Origin of the sequence: uncultured Alteromonas sp. (genome assembly GCF_963976965.1) — a bacterium.
Lineage (GTDB): Bacteria > Pseudomonadota > Gammaproteobacteria > Enterobacterales > Alteromonadaceae > Alteromonas > Alteromonas naphthalenivorans.
In genome coordinates, this window is sequence record NZ_CAXBMP010000018.1 from 28,285 (window position 1) to 52,744 (window position 24,460).

A 24,460-nucleotide genomic window follows, 5' to 3' on the forward strand; every position below is an offset into this window, starting at 1 on the left:
TCATGCATCTAATGACGATCATGCTATTCGAAAGATTACCCTTACTTGTCACTTCACTCATGCCTTATGGAACAACGTTTTATTGCTTACGCGTTCCAACAAGCTTGAGATTATTTATTTAATGAACAGATGGCTTATCTTGCTGATCATCAAGCAAAGACTGCCCTAATTCGCTAAAGCACAAAATAGCGGATATCTTCACATATTCCATCACTTCAAATAAGGCGCGTTCCGACTCTTCATCGGCATCCATAGGTTCTTCCATACGGGCGATGTCAGCAAAATCTTCTAATGCTTCTTTTACATCGGCAGAACATTGCATTAAATCTTGCTGGTGTAAGCCAAATCCTAACATAAAGCCGTGCACCCAATTAATTAACGCTTCGCCTCTGTCATTGATAGGGGCTTGATCGTCAGGCAGCATTAACTGTAAGGCGAACTCAGGTTCAAGTAACTGCTGACACGTTTGATTAAACAATGTGTTTAACAGATAAGTGGTCGCATCGTTGAAGTTTTCACCTTGATTAATAGTGTCACTTAATGCAGAAAGCCACTTCTGATCGGTTAGCGACATTCCGCCACACAACATGCCACATAAAATACCGTGAACTTCGGCGCCATCTACCACTATGCCGTGTTGCGATAACTTGTTGCTAACGCTGTCGTAATCGAGCTGTTTTTCCACAAATAGGTTTCCTTTTTCGTTGAAACTTAATATTAGCAAAATAGCGCTATAAAACACACCATTGGTGATTTGGTCAGATGTTATTCAAGTAGTACTGGTCTTATGGGTTTTAACTGGCAACCTAGGATCAATTGCTCTATGATCGTCGTTACTGGATATGGAACTTCCTTTGCAGCAGATTAAGGTAAATGAGTAAAACAGACCTCACTTAAGCGAAGCAAATTTGAGCTTAAGTGAATAGCGTGTATAATTGCTGACCAACTGGTCAAGATTGGATTTATCGAATCTCATCAGTAATGGTTAAATTAGCTACGCAAATAATTCATTGGCGCTTTGGTGATCTACTTCACCCCACACCGCGTTTGATATACCCTGTTGCGTTATACAATAACAATGTTTCCTGGAATGTTCGCCAGTTCACTCTTGTCCCTGGCCGATGCTATTAAACTAGGAAGTTGAAACCATGGCTACTGTGCAAGCTCGGCTCGTATCGAGAAGCCTACGGCCATAGTGATGCTTCCGCCCTGAACTTTCGGTTCACGGGCGAACGATGAACAGCGGCATTTCGGGAGACGCCCTCTTTCGACGGAAGAAGAAATGGCAATAATAAATTTTGGCTCTATTAATATCGATCATGTTTATCAGGTAGATCACTTCGTTCAACCTGGTGAAACTCTTGCGTCTACTCACTACCAACAATTACTTGGTGGTAAAGGTGCGAACCAGTCAATTGCCCTAGCGCAAGCCGGTGCAGATGTTCGTCACGTAGGCAGCATTCATGAAAATGACGCAACGTTCAAACAAACGCTAATTAAAAAAGGCGTAGATTGTCGTGGTGTTAAATGCTCTGAAACCCCTTCAGGTCATGCCATTATTCAAGTAACGCCCAGTGGCGAAAATGCTATTGTGTTATTTGGTGGCGCAAACCAAACCATTACTGCCGATACCGTAAACAAAGCGTTGTTAGATACGTCGTCTTCTGATTGGGTACTTACCCAAAACGAAACCAGCAGTATTGCTGACGTACTTCGCTTGGCAAAAGAAAGTCAGCTTAAAGTTGCCTTTAACCCTGCACCTATGAGTGAGTCGGTTAAAGCCCTTCCTTTAGATTGTATCGATTTACTGATTGTAAACGAGACGGAAGCAGCAGCATTAACGGATAAAGAAGAATTAGACGATATTCTTACGGTATTTAAAGAGCAGTGGTCTCATTGCGAAGTTATTATTACACTAGGTAAAGCGGGTGTAATGATGTTAAGAGGAAACGATACCATAGAAGTGGAAGCGTTTTCTGTTGATGCAGTAGATACCACCGCCGCTGGCGATACTTTTATAGGTTACTTTTTATCTGCTTACAGTACTCACACTGATGCGAAACGTGCATTAATTAGAGGTTGTGCAGCTTCTGCTATTGCGGTTACCCGAGAGGGCGCTGCGCAGAGTATTCCTACGCAGAAAGAAGTAGACCGTTTCTTGGCAAAGCACACTAAATAAAAAACGCACTAGAGTATTATTAATGGCACATAAGATAATTTTAGATACGGATCCTGGCATCGATGATGCAATGGCAATATTTTTTGCGTTTCAGTCTCCAGATATTGAAGTACTTGGTTTAACCACAGTTTACGGCAACGTACCTGTCACCATGGCGGCACAAAATGCCCTTACCCTTTGCGAAATTGCAGGTAAAGACATTCCAGTAACCAAAGGTGTTGGTATGCCTTGGGTGGGCCCTGAATCAACGTACGCGCATTTTGTACATGGTGATTATGGTTTTGGTCACATTAAACCAGAAGCGCCTAAAACCGAACTAGACCCTCGTAGTTCTGCTCAGTTTATTGTGGATATGGCCCGTAAATACCCTGGCGAAGTGACGCTTGTGGCTATTGGCCCATTAGGTAACTTAGCGCTAGCACTACGTTTAGAGCCAGAACTGCCCAAGTTAGTCAAGGGCGTTACCATTATGGGCGGCGCAGCCTTTGTACGTGGTAACGTAACACCACTTGCCGAAGCAAATATTTGGAACGATGCCTACGCTGCTGAAATTGTATTTGGTGCAGATTGGGACTTAACCATGTTCGGCTTAGACGTAACTAACGACACGCCGTTTTCTCCTTCTTTTGTTGAAACATTAGAAGAAAAGAATGCGAAGCTTGGTGGTTTTGTAAAAGACACTGCCCAGTTCTATATGGATTTCTATTCAGCCAATCGTGAGGATCGTGTTTGTTTCTTCCACGATGCATTCCCGCTTGCACATTTACGCCATCCTGAGTTATTCGAACTCACCGAAGGTCATGTGCGTGTTGGTACTGGCGAGCTAGATCGTGGTCAAACAGCAGTGGCCCCTAAGGGTACAACCCCTAGCCCACTGTGGAACAATGCGAACACCATTAAAGTGGCTACAAAAGTAGATCACGCTAAATTGGAACAATTGTTCATAGACACCTACGCTTTATAGATGTGAAAGGAGGCTCTTCTATGGTAGTCGGCCTCCTGTTTTCACATTTTAGTTGAGTTGAGGTAATGTGAAAGAATGATCCCTGCCAAGGTTCCAGCAAACGAAGAACAGCGTCTTAGAGAGCTATTAAGCTACGATGTACTTGATACGGACGCCGAACAACTCTTCGACGACTTAACTCAACTTGCTTCACAAATTTGTGACGCGCCCATTGCATTAATTAGCCTAGTTGACCCCGACAGACAATGGTTCAAATCTCGTGTAGGGATTGAAGCCACCGAAACCTCTCGTAATATCGCTTTTTGCTCACATGCTATTTTACAGCGTGAAGTGTTCGAAGTATCTAACGCAAAAGAAGATCCGCGCTTTCATGATAACCCGTTAGTGACGGGCGAGCCCAATATTCGATTCTACGCCGGCGCACCGCTATTAACGCCATCAGGACATGCCATTGGCACGTTATGCGCAATAGACGATAAACCCAAAACCCTAACTAGTCTTCAACGCAATGCACTTAAGACATTAAGTGAATCAGTGGTTGCGCATTTGGAATTGAAACGTAAGAACAGAGAACTTGAGCGAACCAGCCAGTTTAAATCTGACTTTCTTTCCTACATTAGCCATGAAATTAGAACGCCCCTAAATGCGATAAACACGTTCAGCAATTTGCTTGAAGGCGAAGCCAAGCAACTTTCACTGCCCACTAACTTTACAGACTCGCTTGGGCATATAAGCAAAAGCGGTGAGCGCTTGCTTGAAATAGTGAACTCTGTGTTGGATATGAAGCAAATAGAAGCGGGTAAAATGCGCGTCATGCCCCGCCCTGTAGGTACAGCTGACTTTTTCACTCATTTATTCTCGTTAACCCGAATTCGCGCTGAAGACGGGAATGTTATTTTTAATTCTGTTATTGATGACAATGTTCCCTACTCTCTTAATTTCGACGACACTAAGTTTGGACAAGTAGCCTTAAACCTATTATCGAATGCCATTAAGTACACTCATGCCAATAAGCACGTATCCATTCGAGTGAAGTACAAGCAAGGGAATTTGTTGCTGGCGATTAAAGACGAAGGCATCGGTATTAGTGAAGAGGAACAAAAAAAGCTCTTCGCACCATTCGAGCGAATGGAGAACGCGCATCAATTTGATGGTACAGGCTTAGGCCTAAATATTACCAAGAAGCTGGTTGAGTTGATGGGAGGGTCTATAAAACTTAGCAGTAAGCTAAACGAAGGTACTCACGTAAGCGTAGCCATTCCTGCAGAAAAAGTTAGCGCCGATACTATCGAGCACGATCCCGCGCTTTTACAGCCCCAAGAGCTAAATATTCCTACAGACTCTCACGTACTAGTAGTGGAAGATCATTATATTAATCAGATAGTGATTAAAACCATATTTGATAAACTTGGTTTGCCATTATCGGTTGTAGATAGCGGTGAAGAAGGCGTAGAGTATGTAAAATCGAACCCTGTAGATTTGGTGCTGATGGACATTAACTTACCGGGAATTGACGGAACAGAAGCCACTCGGCAAATTAAGAAAGTGCGCGCAACACTACCTGTTATAGCCTTAACCGCAGATGTTATCACGCAACGAGATTTGTTATTAAAAAATGGCTTAGACGACCTACTCACCAAGCCCGTTGAGAACGCAGAGCTTATTAGGGTACTTAATCACTATTTGGGAAAGTAAGACAACGTGGAGCCACTGGAAGCCTGTTGTATAGAACGGAACACGTCACAAATTATGTCAAAAAAAACATCACGAGTAACACTGCGAAAGGCATTAAGAGCATTGCGCAACGAATTGCCTGAATCTCAGCAGCAGCACGCGGCTTTCGCAGTACGCGACAACCTCTTGTCATTACCCGATATTACCAACGCATCATCTATTGCTTGTTACCTGCCTAACGACGGTGAAGTAGACTTACGCCCCTTTATGCACGCTTGCTGGGAGCTGAACACCGCATCTGCCCTTCATACTTCTTTGCCTGTGTTGCATCCAGTTTGCAAAGGCCACCTGCTTTTTCTTCGATATTCAGAAAAAACGCCAATGCGCGTGAACAAATACAACATTGAAGAGCCAATACTAGCCTGCTCAGATGTAATTCCGACCTTCCATCATCAGGTGATACTTATGCCATTGGTAGGGTTTGATGCGAGTGGAAATCGTTTGGGCATGGGCGGTGGCTATTACGACCGCACGTTAGCTAGCATTCAAGCACAAATCATAAAGCCAAAGCTCATAGGTATTGCCCACGATTGCCAGCAAGTAGACCAACTTCCGGTTCAGCATTGGGACATTCCTGTAAACGCTATTGTCACCCCAACACAGCAGTTGAGCTTTAATCGTACATAACGCACCGTAAATTCCCCTATCACGGTGGGTTAGCTAGCGGTTTTCCGGTAAACTGATGAAAATTTAGTTAGGAGAGTCACTATGGATCAGAATGCAAAGAAGCAAGCAGTAGCGAAAGCAGCCATCGAATATGTTGAAAACGGCAGTATTGTTGGTGTAGGTACTGGCTCCACGGTTAATTTTTTCATTGAAGAACTCGGCAAAATTAAAAATAACATTGAAGGGGCAGTATCCAGTTCTGATGCCTCTACCAAGTTGCTAGAAGCCCTAGGCATTGAAGTATTCGCACTAAACGATGTTAGCAATATTTCAGTGTATATCGACGGTGCTGATGAAGTTACCGAACACAAACACATGATTAAAGGCGGCGGTGCAGCCCTTACCCGGGAAAAAATTGTGGCGGGTGCATCAACTACATTCGTGTGTATTGTAGATGATAGCAAGCGCGTTCCCGTGCTTGGCAAATTCCCTCTTCCTGTTGAAGTTATTCCAATGGCGCGATCTTTTGTGGCTCGCGAGTTGGTAAAACTAGGCGGCGATCCTGAATACCGTCAAGGCGTAGTAACCGATAACGGCAACTTTATTTTAGACGTACATAACCTTGAAATCTTAAACCCAAGAGAGCTTGAACAGTCGATTAATAATATTCCTGGTGTGGTCACCAACGGCATATTCGCCCTACGTGGCGCAGACATCGTACTATCGGCCACCGAAACCGGTGTTGATACCTTTAAATAATAGCTTTCAAGTTAAACTGATTTCTGTTAGATTTCCGTTTAGACGTCTAGATGGCCTTTCGAGAGTTTGAGGTTAGTACTAGTCGGGGTAGGTAAGACTTCCGCAAACACGCTGTGAACCCATCCATGGGAGCTCCGCCGCCGCATCCATGCGGCGGAGGGTTTGCTCCAGTCTTACCTACCCCGCCTGCACCAGCCTCGAGCTCTGTAAATACTAATACTTTTTAAGAGATAGCAAATCCATGAGCAAAGTTTCACTAGAGAAGGATAAGATCCGGATATTGTTGTTAGAGGGTGTGCATCAAAGTGCACTAGAAACCTTTAAGAATAATGGATACACCAATATTGAGTATCTCAAAACGTCCCTTCCTGAAGAAGAGCTTGTTGAGAAAGTGAAAGATGCACATTTTATTGGCCTTCGTTCGCGCACTCAAATTACTGAGAAGGTGGTAGACGCCGCTCAAAAATTGGTGGCTATTGGTTGTTTCTGTATTGGTACTAACCAAGTTAATTTAGAAGCAACACAGCGCCGTGGTATTCCGGTATTTAATGCCCCATTTTCTAATACTCGTTCAGTAGCAGAGCTTGTGCTTGGTCAGCTTATTCTTTTGCTTCGCCAAGTGCCTAGCAAAAGTGCTAAAGCGCACCGCGGTGAGTGGGAAAAAACAGCAAATGGTTCATACGAAGCCCGTGGAAAAACACTGGGTATTATTGGTTATGGACACATTGGTACTCAACTAAGTATTCTTGCTGAACACCTTGGTATGCGTGTACAGTTTTTCGATATTGAAGATAAGTTGGTATTAGGTAACTCTACGCAGATAAAGTCGTTAGAGAAGCTATTAAACACTTCTGATGTGGTATCGCTTCACGTGCCTGAAACTCAGCAAACGCAAAACATGTTTGCAGCTGAGCAATTTGCGCAAATGAAAAAAGGCAGCATTTTTATTAATGCTTCTCGCGGAACGGTTGTAGATATTGACGCTCTTGCCGATGCGCTTGAAAGCGGGCAGTTAAATGGTGCTGCTATTGACGTATTCCCCGTTGAGCCTAAGTCGAATAACGAAGAATTCCAATCACCTCTACGTAAGTTTGATAACGTGATTCTTACGCCGCATGTAGGTGGTAGCACTCAAGAAGCCCAAGAAAACATTGGCATAGAAGTAGCCGGTAAATTGGCGAAGTACAGTGATAATGGTTCTACCTTATCTGCAGTTAACTTCCCTGAAGTATCATTACCAGAGCACATTAGCCGCTCTCGTCTACTTCACGTGCACAAAAACCAGCCGGGTATTCTTACTCAGATTAACCAAGCATTTGCAGAGAAAGGCATTAACATTGAAGCCCAGTACCTTCAAACCAACGCAGAAATTGGTTATGTAGTGGTAGATGTTCAGCAAGACAGAGCTTATGACGCGCTTGCACAACTACAACAGATTGACGGTACGATTAAGACCCGTATTCTTCACTAATGCTAGGGGTGGCGGTGGTTAGTTACCGTCATACTCTTTTAAAGACATAAAAAAACGCTGCCAATTGGCAGCGTTTTTTGTTTCTACAACCGTTAATACGATTTTAGAAGAAGTTGTAAACTAGCGTTACTGCAGTTTCAGTATCAAGCTTTTCAACGTCGTCAGATACGTTTGAGTTATGGTCTAACTTAAACGACACCTTCATAGAAAGGTTACCGCTAATAGTAGCCGTAAGCGCAGACTCAGCACGAGATTTCGTGTTGTCAGAACCCACTTCCGTACTCACTGTTTGAGTAAATTTAGCTGTGTCTGAAATTTTCCAAGAGTAAGCACTTGAAGCACGAACAATCATACTGTTCTGCTCTTCGCCTTCTTGTGTTTCAGCAAACGAGTAACCAGGACCGATTGAGTACTCTAAAGTGTGACGTTTATTTTCAAGTACTTTTTGGTTCCAACCCACAGCAAGTGTTGATTGATAGTCGAAGTTACTTAAACGGTCATCTTCATACGATGCGAAACCAAACAAACGATAATCAGGGTTATCTAACTTGTAGTTACCCTGTGCAGAACCGTAAAACTTTTGTGCCGATGTGTATTCTTCTTCAGTACCGTCGTCGTTATCTACCGTTTCTTTCTTGTAAAGACCTTCAAGAATGTAGTCGTTGCTCCACTGCTGCAATTCTTGGTGAGCAGTAATACCAGCACTGATTGATGACGTTTCAGTGTTACCTGTTGTTGCGATAATACCTAGCTCACCTTCCATCGTGAAAGGTTTAACATCGTCTTGAGCAAAAGTAACAGAAGAGAAAGACAAGGCCAAAAGTGAAGCGAGAAGCTGTTTTTTCATTAGCAATCCTAGTAGTGTTTTATCCTTTGCCATGCTGTAAATACCCTGCGTAAGCGCTAGCCAGCATAGCCTGAAAAATCTGCGCCAATAGTACCTACCTAATAGAGCGAGTCAATGAGGGTCGAATAAAAATTAGACTATAAGACGCAAAATTTACACTTATTGATAAGCTTTGAGCCTGATTATTAGAAGAATTGATAAACCAAAGCAACCGAAGTCTCTGTACTTAACCCATCTACATCTTCGGTAGTATCGGTTTCGTGATTTAAAATAAACGACAGCTTCATGGCTAAAGAGCCGAAAACGTTGGCTGACAAAGACGTCTCAGAACGAGATTTAGTATTTTCATCACCCGCTTCAGTGCTAACAAATTGTCGAAGGTTAGCACCCGATGCCCAATGGTATTTGTATTCAGCAGATGCCCTTACAATTACACCGTCGTTGATATCTTCATCTAACGGCTCTTCAAGCTCGACAAAAGAATAACCAGGCCCAACACTGTAACGAAACTCACTGACTTCGTCTCGCCACACACGCTGTGACCAACCAGCAGCCAGTGAAGCACGATGATCATACCCGCTAAAAGAATCATCTTCATAATCGCCGTACATGAATAAACGTCTACCAGGCTGGTTTAATTTGTAATCGAACTGAGCGCTGCCATAGAAGCGTTTGGCCGATACTTCGCGACCAGTGCCATCGGTATTACTTTCTTGATAAAGCATTTCTGCAAAGTACAGACTGCTCCAATTTTCAGTTTCATGATCGGCGTTAATACCCGCTTTGATGCTCGCTGCAGATGTATTTCCAGTATTTGACAGAATACCTAACTCACCGTTCAGCGAAAATCTAGGTACTTCGTCGTCGGTGTCTGGCGTAAAATCGGCGTGATAAAGCGTTTGAATTAAATCGCGATCTGCCGCAAAGACGGCAGTGCTTATACTGAGTAGACAGCATGCTGCACAAAATAATTTGGTTAGATTAAGCATAATTTTTAGTAATTTTTTATAGGTTCGGTGCTGTTATGGCATAGCCATTTAACACCCTATTATGCCCTTCCGTGGGTATTACGTAAGCTATGTGTTTTTACCGCTTAGCTTTTTACCGCTTTGCTTTTTACCGCTTAGTTGTACAATCGAGCGCTTGTAGAACGGTTTCTAAATTCATATTCAACAACCATCAAGCTGCTTTGCGCCACATAAAGCCCAAAGCTACTTACCATTGTTTTACCTCACTGCCGGTAAATCAATGTATAAGCATAGAAATTTTTGCTGTTTCTCTATCGGCGAACTCTATGGCATTTGCCACGTCATCTAGATTCACACCACTATTATTGGCTATGTCTTCTAAAAAAAGTTCAATGTCAGCATCAGTTTTTTTATTTTGCTGCATGGAAGTGACCCTTGACGCCAATGCCAGTAGCGCAATATCGCTATCTGCAGCCTGCCTAGACATATCATTAGCGTGCATAACCGGATAATAGAGCACAAGAGGAAGCTTCCAACTTTCTAATATGGTACCGCTACAGTTAGAAAAGGTAAAACCAAAATGGTGAATTTGTCTTGCCCCTAGCAGCATATCGTTATCTTGCTCAATGTAGTTTTTGTAAAGCTCGGGCGAGCGTTTAGCAATCACCAACTCACTGAGATTTTGCAATATCCCCATCACGAAGAAACGCTCGCTACCACGAATATTACTGGCCTTGGCCAATTGCTTCGCCACCATTCCACAATACACCGAATCGAACCAATGTTTATCAAGATCAATAAGCTTGGTATCAAAGTATTTAAATGCGGTGTTTGCGGTTTCTGCCACTACCAAATTATACAATGCTTCACCACCAATAATGTTAATGGCTTTTGAAACAGACTCTACCTGTGATGGAAATCGGAACAGTGAACTATTTGCCAATCGCAGCACCTTGGCTGTTAATGACGAATCTAAACTGATCAAATCGCCAAGGTCGTTTGCACTTGAACGCGGGTTATCTAATACCGAGCGGATACGTATACATATATCTGGCAAGGTAAATGACTTTGTAGCAAACGACACATATTTATCTAAAGACATGCAAAGGTTCCACTTTTAACTATTACATAGCGGTGTATAAAGAAAAAAACTACACCACTTATGCTTTATCAATTTTCTCGGGAGGCGTATCAAACATAGAAATTTGACTCGGCTCTCGGACTTCTTGTATTGCTTCGTTTTGACGACGGTCTCTGCTTAAGGCCGCTTTTTTACGGCGCTGACATGCCACTATAACTTTTCGGCGAGTTCCGTCGTCAATCTTGAGCCAATACAATCGCTCTTCTCGGCTGCGGTAGCATCCTTTGCAATACCCTCGCGGTCCAGACTCACAAACACCAATACAGGGGCTTGGAATTTCAAAGAACTCCAGTTGCTGTGCTGGTGGCTTTTGGTCTGTCATGTTTACCTGTATGCGCTTGCTAAAACGCGTTGCGTTAAATTAAAAACACCTTCTTAATGCCACTAATATATTGTTACTGGCCACGTAAACCAAGATAGTTATTACATTACTCCAGTATATTTTGGGCAAACTCACCAAAATAGCAACTCTGTAATAATACATGAGTATTAATCTACCAGTGTATAGTCAATAGTCGAAACTACCCGTACCTGCTTAATATGGGGGTGATGATGGTCTCTACTCGAGATAGAAAACCGTCCCTGATTAGCCCGCTTTATTTTCCCTAAGGTACTTTTTGAGTCTTGCGCGAATTTTTCAGCAACCTCTCTGGCGTTAACAGTGGCTTCCTCAATCATTGCTGGCTTCACTTCATTTAAACGCGTAAATACATACTCGGGCTGTGCTTGATAGTGTTGATTGGTTAGCACAACACCAGACTTTAATAAGCTACCTATCTGGCTCATGACTAAGCGCACATTTTCTACATCGTTTGAAAACACGGTAATGGTTTGCACTGCGCTATAACGAAACGGCGCTTTTTCTGTTCCTCCATATTGCTGGGCTAGCTTGTCGGTAATGTCTGGCTTACCGATGGAAATTCCCTCTTTGGCAATACCGTTATTCTGTAAGAAGGTAGATACTTTCATGCTGTTAGCTTCAATGTGGTTGTATAGCGCGGGTAAATCATTGCCCGCATCAACAAATTGAATAGGCCAAATCACGCGATCAGCCACGTATTCTCGTTCTGATAATCCTTTAACGGTAACTACCCTGTCCCACGTTTGCATCTCGTTTAAGGCCGAAGACACCTGTTGACCCAATACGCCAAGCGCACTCACCATCCCTATTGCCACTACCACTGCTGCACCTATCTTCATAACTCTCGTTCCAGTTTTTATTGTTGATAGTGCTAGCTTACGTTCAGTTGGAGTCGAATTTAGGGATGAAAAAAGCCGAGATTGTTGATACTTAACGATACATAATGACCAATTGTGGCCGCAAAGAGGCTGGAGAAATGAATTAGCGTTTATTCCCATCAACTATCATTTTGCGCGCTCTCGCATCCGAATTTCGAATCATATCGTCAATCAAAGCTGTTTCGGGCATATTCTTCCAGTACTTTTTGGGCATTGAGCTCAACATTGCGCTCTTTTTGATACGGGCGGGATTAAATATATTAGCGTAGTAAGTGAGCCAATATTTTTCGATACGATCTTCATCAGGAAACACTCTCGGATCGGGATTATCTTCTAAAACTAGCTTTTCAGTATCCCAATGAGCAGCCCGATAAGGCGTCAATATAGACCACCGCATATTCTTAAAGCGAGTTTGGAAGAAGTCGAGTTTAATCTCTAAGCTAAAATGTTCTGGTTCATACCAAGCGATAAAGTGCTCTTGTCCGTCAAGCGTAACTTCTCGAAATCTCAAAAAAGCACTTATTTTATATGCATCGCGCTTTACCGCTTTGGCTAACGTAGTAAGTTGCAGTATATCTTGGTCAGTCTTTAACTGAATAAGGTTTTTGTTCTCGAAAATAACGCGCCATAACACCCGATAACACAATGCGAATCGGCTCGCATCTTGATGACACAGTGCATATTTAAAAAGTATTAAGACTGACTTGGGAATAGTGTGTTGCGTTTTTGGCTTACTGGCTGCTATGTCTTGTTCCCCATCGCCAAACAGGTCGTCTTGTATCGACTCTGAATTTTGCCAGATAATATTTTCGGGGGGGATAGCTTGCGCCAAACATTCTCTTGCTGCAATGCGCCACTCATCGTACCCAGGCACCGAAGTGATTGTAATTGTTTTCATCTTGATCTTACTGCTAATCCTACTTCAGTTAGGCGCCGAATAACTCAAACTGCTTCGGCTGTTTGAACTGCAACTCAAAATTATTACTATCGAGTAAGTGAATAGCAGGTGAGTAATCACTTACGCTAATGAAAGGTTTCAGCTTTTGTAATGGCAGACGCAATTTCGTGAGATCCATCCAGCTAAGCTTTGTATAACGACGAATCGCCAGAATTTTTTGTACGGTGCGTGCACCAAGACCTGGCACTCTTAACAACATGAGTTTGTCGGCTTTATTTAAATCAATGGGAAACACATGACGATTGCGCAATGCCCACGCTAGTTTAGGATCGTGGTCCATATCAAGCATGTCATCGTGCACGATTTCGTCAAGCGTAAATCCATAGAAACGCAGTAGCCAATCAGCTTGATAAAGACGATGCTCTCGCACCAAAGGCGCAGGTTTCAAAGGCAAAACTTCTGATGCATCAGGTATTGGCGAGAACGCAGAATAATAAACTCGGCGCAGCTTTTGTTGGCTATAAAGTTGAACACTCGCTCCCAAGATGGTTTTATCATTTGAGCCATCGGCTCCTATAATCATTTGAGTGGACTGCCCGCCAGGGGCAAAACGAGGAGGACGTTTGCCTGTATGCGTTTTATCTACTTTATGCTCAGTAATTTTGTCTTTCAGGGTATTCATCGCGCTATGAATAGCGCCGAGATCTTTTTCGGGCGCGTATTGATTTAATGAAGGCTGGGTAGGCATTTCTACATTAATACTAAGCCTGTCAGCGTATAAACCTGCTTCGGCCTGAAGTTCAGGCGATGCATTGGGAATGGTTTTAAGATGAATATACCCCTTAAATCCGTGATCGATACGTAAGGATTTGGCAATACGCACCATGCTTTCCATTGTAAGGTCTGGCGAACCGACAATGCCTGAACTAAGAAATAAACCTTCGATATAGTTACGCTTATAAAAATTCAGTGTTAGCTCAACCGTTTCTTTGACCGTGAAACGGGCACGTTGAACACTACTCGATACTCTATTGATGCAATAGTGACAATCGTAAATACAGTAGTTTGTCATGAGTATCTTCAGTAAAGAAACACACCGTCCATCAGGAGTAAAACTGTGGCATATACCCATTCCGCCAGTAAGAGAACCAATACCAGTTTTATCAGTTTTACCTGCCTTTCGTTTACCTGCCGAACCGCTTGCACAGGAAGCGTCATACTTGGCTGCATCTGAGAGAATTTCGAGTTTTTGAATCAGTTTGTCATGCATTGCAAATTGTCACTTTCTCTAAGCAAATACACAAAATCAGCGGGTTCGGTAATAAAATACGAAAATAGAAGTGTGTATTTATAGGTGGTTTTTAGATTACAAAGCCGTTATATCATGTATAAATATACAGTACAAATGCATTCTGCTATCACAAAATAAAGGGGTGTAGCGTTGAGCCATTGTGGCCCATCCCCTATGCCTACCATAAAAAAAGGCCACTTAAATTAAGTGGCCTGAAGTGCCTCCAAAGTACGAGGAGGAGGCAACGCTTGGGTAAACGGGAGAGTTAACCGTTACGTTTCAACAAATAGTAAAATACAGGGGTAAGAATTAAGCCGAACACGGTAACCCCTATCATGCCTGAGAATACCGCTACGCCCATGGCTTGACGCATTTCTGCACCCGCACCAGTGGAAAGCACCATAGGTAACACACCCATAATGAAAGCAATCGATGTCATCAGGATGGGGCGAAGACGCAACTTGCTGGCCTCTTTAATGGCTGATAGTGCGTCCATACCCTTGTCTTGTAGTTCTTTGGCAAATTCCACAATCAGAATGGCATTTTTAGTAGCAAGCCCCACCAACACAATTAAGCCAATTTGGGTAAATATGTTGTTGTCGCCGCCATAAATCACCACACCAATTAATGCGCTTAGCAAGGTCATGGGAACAATTAATATAATAGCCAGTGGTAAGCGTAAGCTTTCATACTGTGCCGCCAACACTAAGAACACCAACAGTACGACTAACGGGAAAATAAAGGCCGACGCATTACCTGCCAATATTTGCTGATAGGTTAGCTCGGTCCACTCGTAGGTCATGCCTAGCGGAAGCGTTTCATCAAGAATTTGCTCAATCGCGGCTTTGGCTTGATCTGAACTGTAGCCCGGCGCTGGTGAACCATTTACTTCAGCGGTGACATAACCGTTGTAATGCATCACCCTGTCTGGCCCTGCACTGTGCTGAATATCTAGGAATGAACCTAGCGGGATCATATCCCCTTTATCGTTTCGCACCTTAAATTGAGTGATGTTTTCAACGTCTTGGCGGTACTGTGCATCGGCCTGAACATTCACCTGATAGGTTCTACCGAACAAGTTGAAATCGTTCACATACACCGAGCCTAAATACGCCTGCATGGTGTCAAACAAGGTGCCAATATTTACCCCTTGGCTAACGGCTTTCTCGCGATCTACATCCACATTTAACTGAGGTACATTAACCGTAAAGCTAGTGAAGTTACCGGTTAATGCAGGGTGCGCCCACGCTTTGCCAATCACCTCTTGAGTTACTTTTTCAAGTTCAGCAAAACCCAAATTTCCTCTGTCTTGAACTTGCAGCCTAAACCCACCAATGGTGCCAAGCCCCATTACCGGTGGTGGCGGGAATATAGCCACATACGCCCCTTTAATAGAACCAAATTGCTGGTTTAATTGCATCGCAATTGCACCGGCTGAAAGCTCTGGACTTTGGCGCTCACTAAAAGGCTTTAGCGGCGTAAACAGCACACCGGAACTTGGGCTATTGGTGAAGCCATTAATATTCAAACCTGGAAACGCTACTGCATCAGAAACCCCAGGGTGCTCCATCGCAATTCGTGACATTTCACGTACCACTTCCTCGGTTCTATCTAGCGACGATGCATTAGGAAGTTGAGCAAATGCAATAAGGTACTGCTTATCTTGCGGTGGTACATAGCCAGTAGGCGTGTTAGCAAACTGGAAATAGGTTAGGCCTAATAAACCGGCATAAAGCACCACTACCACACCGCTTTTGCGAATAAGCCCACCTACAGCGCCTGTGTATTTTTTGGCTCCGCGATCGAACATTTTATTAAATGGCGTAAATACAAAACGGCCAAATAGTTTATCCATACCACGGCTTAACCAATCTTTCGATTGCCCATGAGGCTTTAATAATAACGCCGACAGCGCTGGGCTTAGGGTTAGTGAATTGATCGCCGAAATAAAGGTAGAAATGGTAATCGTTAACGCAAACTGCTTATAAAATTGACCCGTTAAGCCACTCATAAAAGCAGTAGGGATAAACACCGCAGCCAGTACCAAGGTGGTGGCTATAATAGGGCCTGTAACTTCTTTCATGGCTTGCACAGTGGCATCGAACGGCGCTTTGCCATCGGCAATATTCCGCTCTACGTTTTCCACCACCACAATGGCATCATCAACCACAATCCCGATAGCCAGTACCAAGCCAAACAACGATAGCGCGTTTAACGAAAAGCCCATCAATTGCATAAACGCAAAAGTACCAACCAATGAAATAGGAACGGCCACTAAAGGAATAATAGAGGCGCGCCAGGTTTGTAAAAACAGTACAACAACCAAAACAACCAGTAACACAGCTTCAAATAACGTATTTACCACCGCTTCAATTGAGCCGCGCACGAATACCGTGGGGTCGTAAACGATGTCGTACTCCAACCCTTCTGGAAACATTTTTTCTAGCTCGGCCATGCGCGCACGCACGTCATCAGAAATTTGAATGGCGTTAGAACCTGGTGCCTGAAATATAGGTAATGCTGCCGCAGGGTTATTGTTTAACAGAGAACGCAAAGTGTAGTAATCGGCACCTAACTCAATGCGTGCTACGTCTTTCAAGCGGGTAATTTGGCCATTATCCCCCGTCTTAACGATGATATTTTCAAACTCACTTTCGTCTTCTAGACGACCGCGTACATTAATTAGTAACTGAAACTCACTGGTGCCCGTAGGCTGTGCGCCTAGACTTCCTGCCGCCGCTTGTTGGTTTTGCTCGGAAATAGCCGTAACCACATCGCCAGGGTTCATTTGAAGTGAAGCCAACTTGTTTGGATCTAGCCATACACGCATGCTGTATTCACCAGCACCAAATAAACGAACTTGCCCTACCCCTTCAACACGTGCGAGTTCATCTTTCACAAACTGGTCGGCATAGTTAGACAAATAAAGCATGTCGTAACGTTTATCAGGCGACGTTAAATGCACCACCATCGTTAAATCTGGTGACGATTTTTCGGTAACAATACCTAAGCGCTGTACTTCCTGTGGCAATCGCGGAGTGGCGCGGTTAACACGGTTTTGTACTAGCGTAGTGGCATCATCAGGGTCGGTACCAATGGCAAACGTAATGGTAAGGGTCATACGCCCATCAGATGTGGCCTGCGAAGACATATAAATCATATCTTCTACGCCATTAATCTCTTGCTCTAGGGGCGTAGCCACAGTTTCAGCTATCACCTTAGGATTTGCGCCAGGATAGTTAGCCGTTACCACAACCGTAGGTGGCACCACTTCTGGGTATTCTGTGATAGGTAGTTGCCAAACAGCAATGGCGCCGCCAATGAAAATGAGCAGGCTTAGTACACCTGCAAAGATAGGGCGGCGAATGAAAAATTGCGAAAAATTCATTAGTTAATTCCAGTACCGGCAACGCTACCAGTTAGCGCATCAACGTTAGCCAAATTTGTTACGTTATCTACACGTGCCTGCCAATTTTGTAGGCTTGCTAGTGCTTCTTTATCACCCATATCAACCTGGTTTGGCGCAACAACAGCTCCTGGACGTACGCGCTGAAGGCCATCAACTACAATGGTGTCGCCAGCTACTAGGCCACTTTGAATAATGCGCATGCTACCTACTTTGTCACCCAAGGTAACAGCGCGGTATTCCACTTTATTGTCGGTGTTTACCACCAATACAAATTTGTTGTTAAGGTCGGTACCTATCGCTTTTTCTTTAATTAAAATGCCCTGCTCGTTGGTATCACCCGCTAGTTTCAAGTGGGTAAATAAACCCGGCATTAAACGGCCATTTTCGTTGTTGAAAACCGCGCGAACACGAAGGGTACCCGTATTGCCATTCACTTGATTATCGACAAAATCGATTTGTCCCCAGTGACCATAGTCTTGCTCATTGGCAAGACGCATAGCCACCGCTTGGTCGTTTACCGCAGAATCTGCTTTACCATCGCTACTTACGTAATTTAGGTAGGTTTGCTCATCAATATCGAAGTAAGCGTAAAGCTGATGAGTAGATACGATGCTGGTAAGCTCAGACTGTCCTGCCGTTACATAGTTACCTTCGGTGATGTTTGCCCGAGACACACGGCCAGAGATTGGCGCTTCAACACGGGCAAAACCGCGATTTAAACGAGCAACGTCTAATGCCGCTTTCGTTTGATTGATGCTAGCAAAAGCTTGATTCTTACCCGCTAAACGCTCATCTAGCACCTCTTGTGAAACCGCTTGGGTTTTACGAAGTTTTACGACTCTGTCGTAACTTTGCACAGATAAGTCGTAACGGCTTTTTGCTTCTTCAAGTTGCGCGGTTAAACGCTCAACTTCTGCTTTAAAAGCGCGGTTATCAATAAGGAATAAGGTTTCGCCCTGCTCTACATATTCGCCTTCTTCAAACGCTACAAATTCAATGTAGCCTGAAACACGTGGGCGAAGCGATACCGTTTGCGGCGCTTCTAAACGGCCAGTAAAACTGTCCCACTCAGTTAAACGCTGCGAGACCACTGGCGCAACATCTACAGGAATGCCCGCATTCGCATGCATTTGCTGGCCAGGATCCGTATCGTCGCTACCACATGCGGCGACAAGTGCTGTAAGGCTTAGAATTGCCAAAAATCGAGTTAAAGTCGTCATTGCAAGCGTCTCTAAAAGTGTGAAGGCGTGCATTATGCACATGGCAATACAATAAAAATAATTATATTTTCGTATGCAACACATCATAAAATGATATATATTGAGAAGTATGAAATTTAGGCTATTTTGCTCAAGGTGTTACATAAAAGTTGGCACCACAGTCTGAAGCGAAAAAGTGTTGTGATAATAGTTAGACACGCCGTGTAGAGAAGAGCCGAAGCGATAAAAAGCGATGGGTTCGCCGCGTGTTTACGGAGTATTTCCTTACCTCGGCTTTACCTCAGCATTGAACTAGAACCCAGATACAGAACTATTTTACGAATAACCGGAGAGACTGGTGCGTCCACATGATTTAAATTTATTGATGATATTTGATGCCATCATGACGGAAGGCGCGATTACCCGTGCTGCTGATAGATTGTCGATGACACAGCCAGCAGTCTCAAACGCCCTTTCTCGCATGCGTACCGCATGGAAAGACGAGTTATTCGTAAAGGATGGTCGGGGTATTCAGCCTACCTCTTATGCCAAAAACCTGTGGAGCCAAATTCAAGGCCCGCTAGGGCAACTTGAAGTTGCCGTCAGCCCCGCGGAATTTGACCCTGCTACGGCCAAGCGCACCTTTCGTATATCAGCCACTGACAGCATTGTTGCTATGGTATGGGGGCCGCTTCGTAAGGTTATTGAAAATGAAGCGCCAGGCATTAATATTCATGCGATCCCCAGTTACGATTTGGGTACTGATAAGGTATTAAAAGACGCTGAGGCTGAACTAACTTTTTCTAAATACCATCAACCTGATGCGGTAATACGTACCGAGCACGTGTTAGATCCTAGTTGGGTAGTCGTGATGCGCCCCGATCACCCGTTAGCGAAAGCGCAGCTTACCTTGGAAGACTTTATTGCCGCAGATCACTTATTGGTGTCGGTAACAGGCGATGTTACCGGCCCTACCGATCAAGTATTAGCTAACATGGGGTTAAAACGCCGTATTGCTATGTCGGTCAATCAGTTCTACAACGCCACGCCGCTGCTAAAAGAAAGCAACTTAATATGTGTTGCACCATCACTGGTCGTTGAGAAGGAGATTTTCTCTGGTGAGCTCGCAGTATTTGAAACACCTGTTGAAATTAAAGGCCTGCCAATGTCTGTTATGTGGCACAAACGCCAAGACTTAGATGCTGGGTTACAGTGGTTACGTAAATTAGTGGTGAAGTTCATTCGCGAGCGCGTAGAGCGCCACGAAATGCTGCTATCTCAATGCTGCCGTAAAGCCTATTGCGCCGAAACCGTTAAGCGCTTCTTGGCTCAACGTAATATAGACAGCAGCGACTTTACGCCATCGCATATTAAGCATGGTGAAGAGATAGACGCAGCCGAGACGGCCGACATTTTAAATTTAGATAACGCTGTGAATGACCCAAAGGGGAAAGTAATTGCGTAGTTTTTTAAATAAGCCGTGTTGGGGTCTGCTTACAATAAGCCTTGAAGATAAGCTGCTATTACCGTCCCTCTGATAGACAGCTTTTCACCTGTTTAGGCTTACTTGTACTTGCACTCTTTACTGGCAAGCCACGCTAAACCCTCTTTTTCATCAGCACAAAAGAAATAATCGATATCTGCTGCCAAGTACACCCGCTCGAACTGACTTTGGACCAGCGCTGGAATATCAGCGTTGGCAACCACTAAAGCACAGGCTGACATACCGTATATTTTACGAAGTTTGATTGAGTCTATTAAGGTAGATTCTGCTGCCGGCGTTAAAATCCCAGTACCCTGAACAAATCCTAAAAAGCCCCATTTTTGGCCTTTAAGGCTAATGACAATATCTTTAACGTCCTCGTGGTATTGCTTCAAAATCTCTTCATTCACCACGCCACGTCCGTCTACTCGCAGCACATTACCTATTAGCTCAATATCATATTCGGCGTGCTTAGTTTCTGCATGGGAGGTGTTTTTTCCAATAGTATGAATGTTGCTCGGGACCATTTTGTCTCGTTTAAAATTAACTGCTAACTACCTGCTCTAATAGTAGGCGCTATATGTAGATTACGCCACGTTAGCTGCGCTAAAAATAAAAAAACCCGCCATTTGGCGGGTTTCTGCGTTAACTAATTAGCTAACTTACTTCTTTTTCTTTGCCTTAGCGTTAGGCAAATCGGTAATACTACCTTCGAATATTTCAGACGCTAGGCCAATTGACTCGTTTAGCGTTGGGTGAGCGTGAATTGTTAAAGCAACATCTTCCGCGTCTGCGCCCATTTCAACAGCAAGACCAATTTCGCCAAGCATTTCGCCCGCGTTAGTACCTACCATTGCGCCACCAAGTACACGACCGGTGTCTTTTTCGAAAATCATTTTAGTCATACCGTTTGTTGCGTCAGACGCAATGGCTCGACCTGAAGCAGCCCATGGGAATACGGCTGTTTCGTAGCTTAAACCTTGCTCTTTCGCTTCTTTCTCGGTAACACCAACCCAAGCAACTTCCGGCTCAGTGTACGCTACTGAAGGAATACCACGTGGGTCGAAGTAATGTTTCTGACCAGCAATAACCTCAGCTGCAACATGACCTTCGTGAACCGCTTTATGCGCAAGCATAGGTTGGCCAACCAAGTCGCCAATAGCGAAGATATGTTCAACGTTAGTACGCATTTGCTTATCAACGTTAATAAAGCCACGGTCGTCAACGTTAACACCAGCAGTGTCTGCGCCAACCATTTTACCGTTTGGACGACGTCCAACAGCCACTAATACTTTGTCGTAGCGTACTTGTTCTGAAGGTGCATTTTTACCTTCAAACGTTACATACAAACCGTCTTCTTTTGCTTCAACCGCAGTCACTTTGGTTTCAAGCATGATGTTGAATTTTTCTTTATAATCTTTCATAAAGACTTTCATGATGTCTTTATCAGCAGCTGGAATAAGCTGATCTAAAAATTCAACAACATCAATTTTTGAACCTAATGCTTCGTACACTGTACCCATTTCTAGGCCAATGATACCGCCACCAAGTACAAGCATCTTCTCTGGAATATCTTTCATTTCCAAAGCGCCAGTTGAGTCGATAATACGGTCGTCTTCTGGAATAAACGGAAGACTTACTGGCTCAGAGCCTGCAGCAATAATTGCTTTTTCAAAAGTAATAGTAGTAACGTCGTCACCGTTTTTTACTTCAAGGGTATTAGCACCGGTAAATTTACCGTAACCTTTAACGTGCTTGGTTTTACGCATTTTTGACATGCCGCCAAGACCGTTAGTCAGCTGTTTTACAACGCTGTCTTTATATTCGCGAATTTTGTCTAGATCGATTTTTGGTTCGCCAAAAGTTACACCATGGCTAGCTAAGTGTTTCGCTTCTTTCATTACTTTCGCTACGTGAAGCAATGCTTTTGAAGGAATACATCCAACGTTAAGACACACACCACCAAGGGATTCCCTTGAATCAACAATAACGGTCTCGATGCCTAAGTCGGCAGCACGGAATGCTGCAGAGTAACCGCCAGGGCCGCCGCCCAGTACCACTAATTGCGTTTTAATTTCGCTCATTGTGAACCTCAATCCTATTTTTTGTTATCTATCACTTTGTGCGTAATAGCATAACCTAAATACTGCCCCAAGGGCTTATAAAATCACCGAGAATGTTAATGATATAACAAACATTCTCGTATTTTGATTTAAAGTATAATTCTGCGCAAGTCAGTCAAGTTTGCAGCTACTTCAGTAGAGAACCTTGCACCTACCGCACCATCAATAACACGATGGTCGTACGACAAGCTTAACGGAACCATTAGGCGAGGTTCAAACTCGCTACCGTTCCACTTCGGTTTCATATCAGACTTAGATACACCTAAAATAGCAACTTCAGGGGCATTAACAATTGGCGTGAACGCTGTTCCGCCAATACCGCCTAAGCTTGAAATGGTAAACGTACCGCCTTGCATATCTGAAGACTTCAGCTTGCCATCACGGGCTTTCTTCGACGTTTCAATAAGCTCTTGAGATAACTGCTCAATACCTTTCTTGTTCACGTCTTTGATTACCGGCACTACCAAGCCACCCGGAGTTTCTACCGCAATACCAATGTTGATGAACTTCTTGATAATCAAGCTTTCACCATCATCAGAAAGCGAAGAGTTAAATACTTCGTATTTCTCTAGTGCTTTTGCGACCGCTTTCATGATGAAAACAAGTGGCGTGATCTTCAAGCCAGACTTGGTTTTTGCATGATACGCATTTTGTTCTTTACGGAACGCTTCTACGTCGGTGATATCAGCCTCATCGAACTGTGTTACATGAGGGATAGTCGCCCAGTTACGGTGTAAGAACGGGCCAGAAATCTTCTGAATGCGTGAAAGCTTAACTTCTTCAACTTCACCAAACTTGCTGTGGTCAACAGGTTTAACCGGCACAATTTGAAGCACGTTATCGCCAGCTGGTGCAGATGCACTTGCAGCGCTGCCTTTCGGCTTAGCAAGCTCAGCTTTCACGTAAGCCTGAACGTCTTCTTTAAGAATACGATTCTTAGGCCCTGTTCCGTTAACAAGGGTGAGGTCTACACCAAACTCTCTTGCTACGCGGCGCACAGAAGGAGAAGCATGTGCTTTCCCATTGCCCTTAGGCTCTGGCGCTTCTTGCGCTGGCACAGGTGACTTATTTTGCGATGCTGGTTTTTCAGCCGCTTTCGGCTTCTCAGGCGCAGATTCCGCTTTCTTCGGTGCAGGTGCTTCGCTACTAGCTGAACCGCCACTTCCGGCAGTTTCCAGCTTAATAACTAGCGTACCTTGCTTAACTTTGTCACCGGCCTTAATGAAGACTTCTTTTACTGTACCTGCATGGGTAGAAGGCACATCCATTGTCGCTTTATCAGTTTCAAGGGTAATAAGACCATCTTCTTTCTCAATGGTGTCGCCCACAGAAACTAATACATCGATAACGTCTACTTCACCGTCTTCGCCAATATCAGGTACTTCAACTTCTACTACGCCGCCGGCAGATTCTGATGACGGGGCAGATGAAGCCGCGTCGTCAGAAGATGATTCAGCCGAAGGTGCCGCTTTTTCAGAACTTGACTGAGCAGGCGCATCGCTGCTAGCTGCTTCACCACTTCCAGCGGTTTCTAGTTTAATAACTAGCGTACCTTCTTTTACTTTATCGCCAGTACTGATGAATACTTCTTTCACCGTACCTGCGTGAGTAGAAGGCACATCCATAGTCGCTTTATCGGTTTCTAGCGTAATAAGCCCATCTTCTTTCTCGATGGTATCGCCTACAGAAACCAGTACATCAATAACATCTACTTCGCCGTCGTCACCAATATCAGGAACCGCAACTTCTATCACTTCACCACCACCTGATGCTGCTGGCGCCGCTCCTGATTTGCTTTCTTCTTTTGGTGCTTCTTTAGGCTCTTCTTTTGCAGGTGCTGCTTCAGCTGGCTCTTCTTTCTCTTCAGAAGAGGCTTCTTCGCCACCTGCTTTTTTCATTTCGCCGATAACATCGCCTTCTTTAATCTTGTCGCCAACGGCAACAGATAAGCTAACGATTTCACCTTCAAATGGTGCAGGAATATCCATAGAGGCTTTGTCACTTTCTACAGTAACAACGCCTTCATCTGCATCAATGGTGTCGCCTACGGCAACACATAGCTCGATAACTTCAACTTCGTCACCGCCTACATCCGGTACGATAATCTTTTGAATATCTGACATATGTAAAATACCTTATCTGCCTGTGA

Annotated in this window: 20 protein-coding genes and 1 other RNA gene; 8 read left to right on the forward strand and 13 right to left on the reverse strand. The window is 44.0% G+C overall.

Going from position 1 to position 24,460, the window contains the following annotated elements; translation table 11 throughout:
• Window positions 1-118: 118 nt before the first annotated feature.
• Window positions 119-685 (reverse strand): UPF0149 family protein, encoded by a 567-nt coding sequence (locus AAC006_RS13945; RefSeq protein ID WP_013782979.1) that lies wholly within the window; start codon window positions 683-685, stop codon window positions 119-121.
• Between the two features lie 394 nt (window positions 686-1,079).
• Between AAC006_RS13945 and ssrS the strand changes: the two genes are divergently transcribed.
• The 7 genes from ssrS (at window position 1,080) to serA (ending at window position 7,713) form a co-directional block, all read left to right on the forward strand.
• Window positions 1,080-1,261, forward strand: a non-coding RNA gene (gene ssrS, locus AAC006_RS13950) — 6S RNA.
• A 21-nt stretch (window positions 1,262-1,282) separates the two neighbouring features.
• Window positions 1,283-2,179 (forward strand): ribokinase, encoded by an 897-nt coding sequence (locus tag AAC006_RS13955; protein ID WP_013782978.1) that lies wholly within the window; start codon window positions 1,283-1,285, stop codon window positions 2,177-2,179.
• 22 nt (window positions 2,180-2,201) lie between these two features.
• Complete coding sequence (locus tag AAC006_RS13960; RefSeq protein ID WP_013782977.1) at window positions 2,202-3,143, forward strand: nucleoside hydrolase; 942 nt, start codon at window positions 2,202-2,204, stop codon at window positions 3,141-3,143.
• A gap of 75 nt (window positions 3,144-3,218) precedes the next feature.
• Window positions 3,219-4,838 carry a GAF domain-containing hybrid sensor histidine kinase/response regulator gene (locus AAC006_RS13965; RefSeq protein ID WP_013782976.1) on the forward strand — a complete coding sequence of 540 codons (1,620 nt, stop codon included), beginning with the start codon at window positions 3,219-3,221 and terminating at the stop codon, window positions 4,836-4,838.
• A gap of 54 nt (window positions 4,839-4,892) precedes the next feature.
• Window positions 4,893-5,504, forward strand: coding sequence for a 5-formyltetrahydrofolate cyclo-ligase (locus AAC006_RS13970; RefSeq protein ID WP_339891685.1), 612 nt, complete (start codon window positions 4,893-4,895; stop codon window positions 5,502-5,504).
• 81 nt (window positions 5,505-5,585) lie between these two features.
• Complete coding sequence (gene rpiA / locus AAC006_RS13975; RefSeq protein ID WP_339891687.1) at window positions 5,586-6,242, forward strand: ribose-5-phosphate isomerase RpiA; 657 nt, start codon at window positions 5,586-5,588, stop codon at window positions 6,240-6,242.
• 241 nt (window positions 6,243-6,483) lie between these two features.
• Entirely contained in the window at window positions 6,484-7,713 is a 1,230-nt protein-coding gene (gene serA / locus AAC006_RS13980) for a phosphoglycerate dehydrogenase (RefSeq protein ID WP_013782973.1), read from the forward strand.
• Window positions 7,714-7,816: 103 nt separating this feature from the next.
• Here the strand turns inward: serA and AAC006_RS13985 are convergent, their stop codons facing one another.
• The 9 genes from AAC006_RS13985 to AAC006_RS14025 form a co-directional block, all read right to left on the reverse strand.
• Window positions 7,817-8,560, reverse strand: coding sequence for a DUF481 domain-containing protein (locus tag AAC006_RS13985; protein ID WP_339891689.1), 744 nt, complete (start codon window positions 8,558-8,560; stop codon window positions 7,817-7,819).
• A gap of 185 nt (window positions 8,561-8,745) precedes the next feature.
• Window positions 8,746-9,549: a DUF481 domain-containing protein gene (locus AAC006_RS13990; protein ID WP_013782971.1), complete on the reverse strand. Its 804-nt coding sequence runs from the start codon at window positions 9,547-9,549 to the stop codon at window positions 8,746-8,748.
• A 256-nt stretch (window positions 9,550-9,805) separates the two neighbouring features.
• Complete coding sequence (locus tag AAC006_RS13995; protein ID WP_013782970.1) at window positions 9,806-10,630, reverse strand: HDOD domain-containing protein; 825 nt, start codon at window positions 10,628-10,630, stop codon at window positions 9,806-9,808.
• 58 nt (window positions 10,631-10,688) lie between these two features.
• A complete protein-coding gene (locus AAC006_RS14000; RefSeq protein ID WP_013782969.1) occupies window positions 10,689-10,991 on the reverse strand; it encodes a DUF1289 domain-containing protein in 303 nt (100 codons plus the stop codon).
• 167 nt (window positions 10,992-11,158) lie between these two features.
• Window positions 11,159-11,869, reverse strand: a complete 711-nt coding sequence (locus tag AAC006_RS14005; RefSeq protein WP_126873760.1) for an SIMPL domain-containing protein — start codon at window positions 11,867-11,869, stop codon at window positions 11,159-11,161.
• A 142-nt stretch (window positions 11,870-12,011) separates the two neighbouring features.
• Window positions 12,012-12,806 carry a TIGR03915 family putative DNA repair protein gene (locus tag AAC006_RS14010; RefSeq protein ID WP_126873761.1) on the reverse strand — a complete coding sequence of 265 codons (795 nt, stop codon included), beginning with the start codon at window positions 12,804-12,806 and terminating at the stop codon, window positions 12,012-12,014.
• 28 nt (window positions 12,807-12,834) lie between these two features.
• Window positions 12,835-14,076: a putative DNA modification/repair radical SAM protein gene (locus tag AAC006_RS14015; RefSeq protein ID WP_013782966.1), complete on the reverse strand. Its 1,242-nt coding sequence runs from the start codon at window positions 14,074-14,076 to the stop codon at window positions 12,835-12,837.
• 286 nt (window positions 14,077-14,362) lie between these two features.
• The gene (locus tag AAC006_RS14020; RefSeq protein ID WP_126873762.1) at window positions 14,363-17,485 is read right to left on the reverse strand and encodes a multidrug efflux RND transporter permease subunit; all 3,123 of its coding nucleotides are present in this window, start codon (window positions 17,483-17,485) and stop codon (window positions 14,363-14,365) included.
• The gene (locus AAC006_RS14025) at window positions 17,485-18,726 is read right to left on the reverse strand and encodes an efflux RND transporter periplasmic adaptor subunit (protein ID WP_041452471.1); all 1,242 of its coding nucleotides are present in this window, start codon (window positions 18,724-18,726) and stop codon (window positions 17,485-17,487) included. Before AAC006_RS14025 ends, AAC006_RS14020 begins: the two co-directional genes overlap by 1 nt.
• A 337-nt stretch (window positions 18,727-19,063) precedes the next feature.
• Between AAC006_RS14025 and AAC006_RS14030 the strand changes: the two genes are divergently transcribed.
• Window positions 19,064-20,170: a LysR family transcriptional regulator gene (locus tag AAC006_RS14030; protein ID WP_339891695.1), complete on the forward strand. Its 1,107-nt coding sequence runs from the start codon at window positions 19,064-19,066 to the stop codon at window positions 20,168-20,170.
• A gap of 98 nt (window positions 20,171-20,268) precedes the next feature.
• On the opposite strand, the gene AAC006_RS14035 is transcribed toward AAC006_RS14030, so the two are convergent.
• From AAC006_RS14035 to aceF, 3 genes are all read right to left on the reverse strand, one after another.
• Window positions 20,269-20,715 carry a hypothetical protein gene (locus AAC006_RS14035; protein ID WP_260563712.1) on the reverse strand — a complete coding sequence of 149 codons (447 nt, stop codon included), beginning with the start codon at window positions 20,713-20,715 and terminating at the stop codon, window positions 20,269-20,271.
• A 135-nt stretch (window positions 20,716-20,850) separates the two neighbouring features.
• Window positions 20,851-22,272 carry a dihydrolipoyl dehydrogenase gene (gene lpdA / locus AAC006_RS14040; RefSeq protein WP_126873764.1) on the reverse strand — a complete coding sequence of 474 codons (1,422 nt, stop codon included), beginning with the start codon at window positions 22,270-22,272 and terminating at the stop codon, window positions 20,851-20,853.
• Between the two features lie 128 nt (window positions 22,273-22,400).
• Window positions 22,401-24,434, reverse strand: coding sequence for a pyruvate dehydrogenase complex dihydrolipoyllysine-residue acetyltransferase (aceF, locus tag AAC006_RS14045; protein ID WP_339891697.1), 2,034 nt, complete (start codon window positions 24,432-24,434; stop codon window positions 22,401-22,403).
• Window positions 24,435-24,460: the final 26 nt, after the last annotated feature.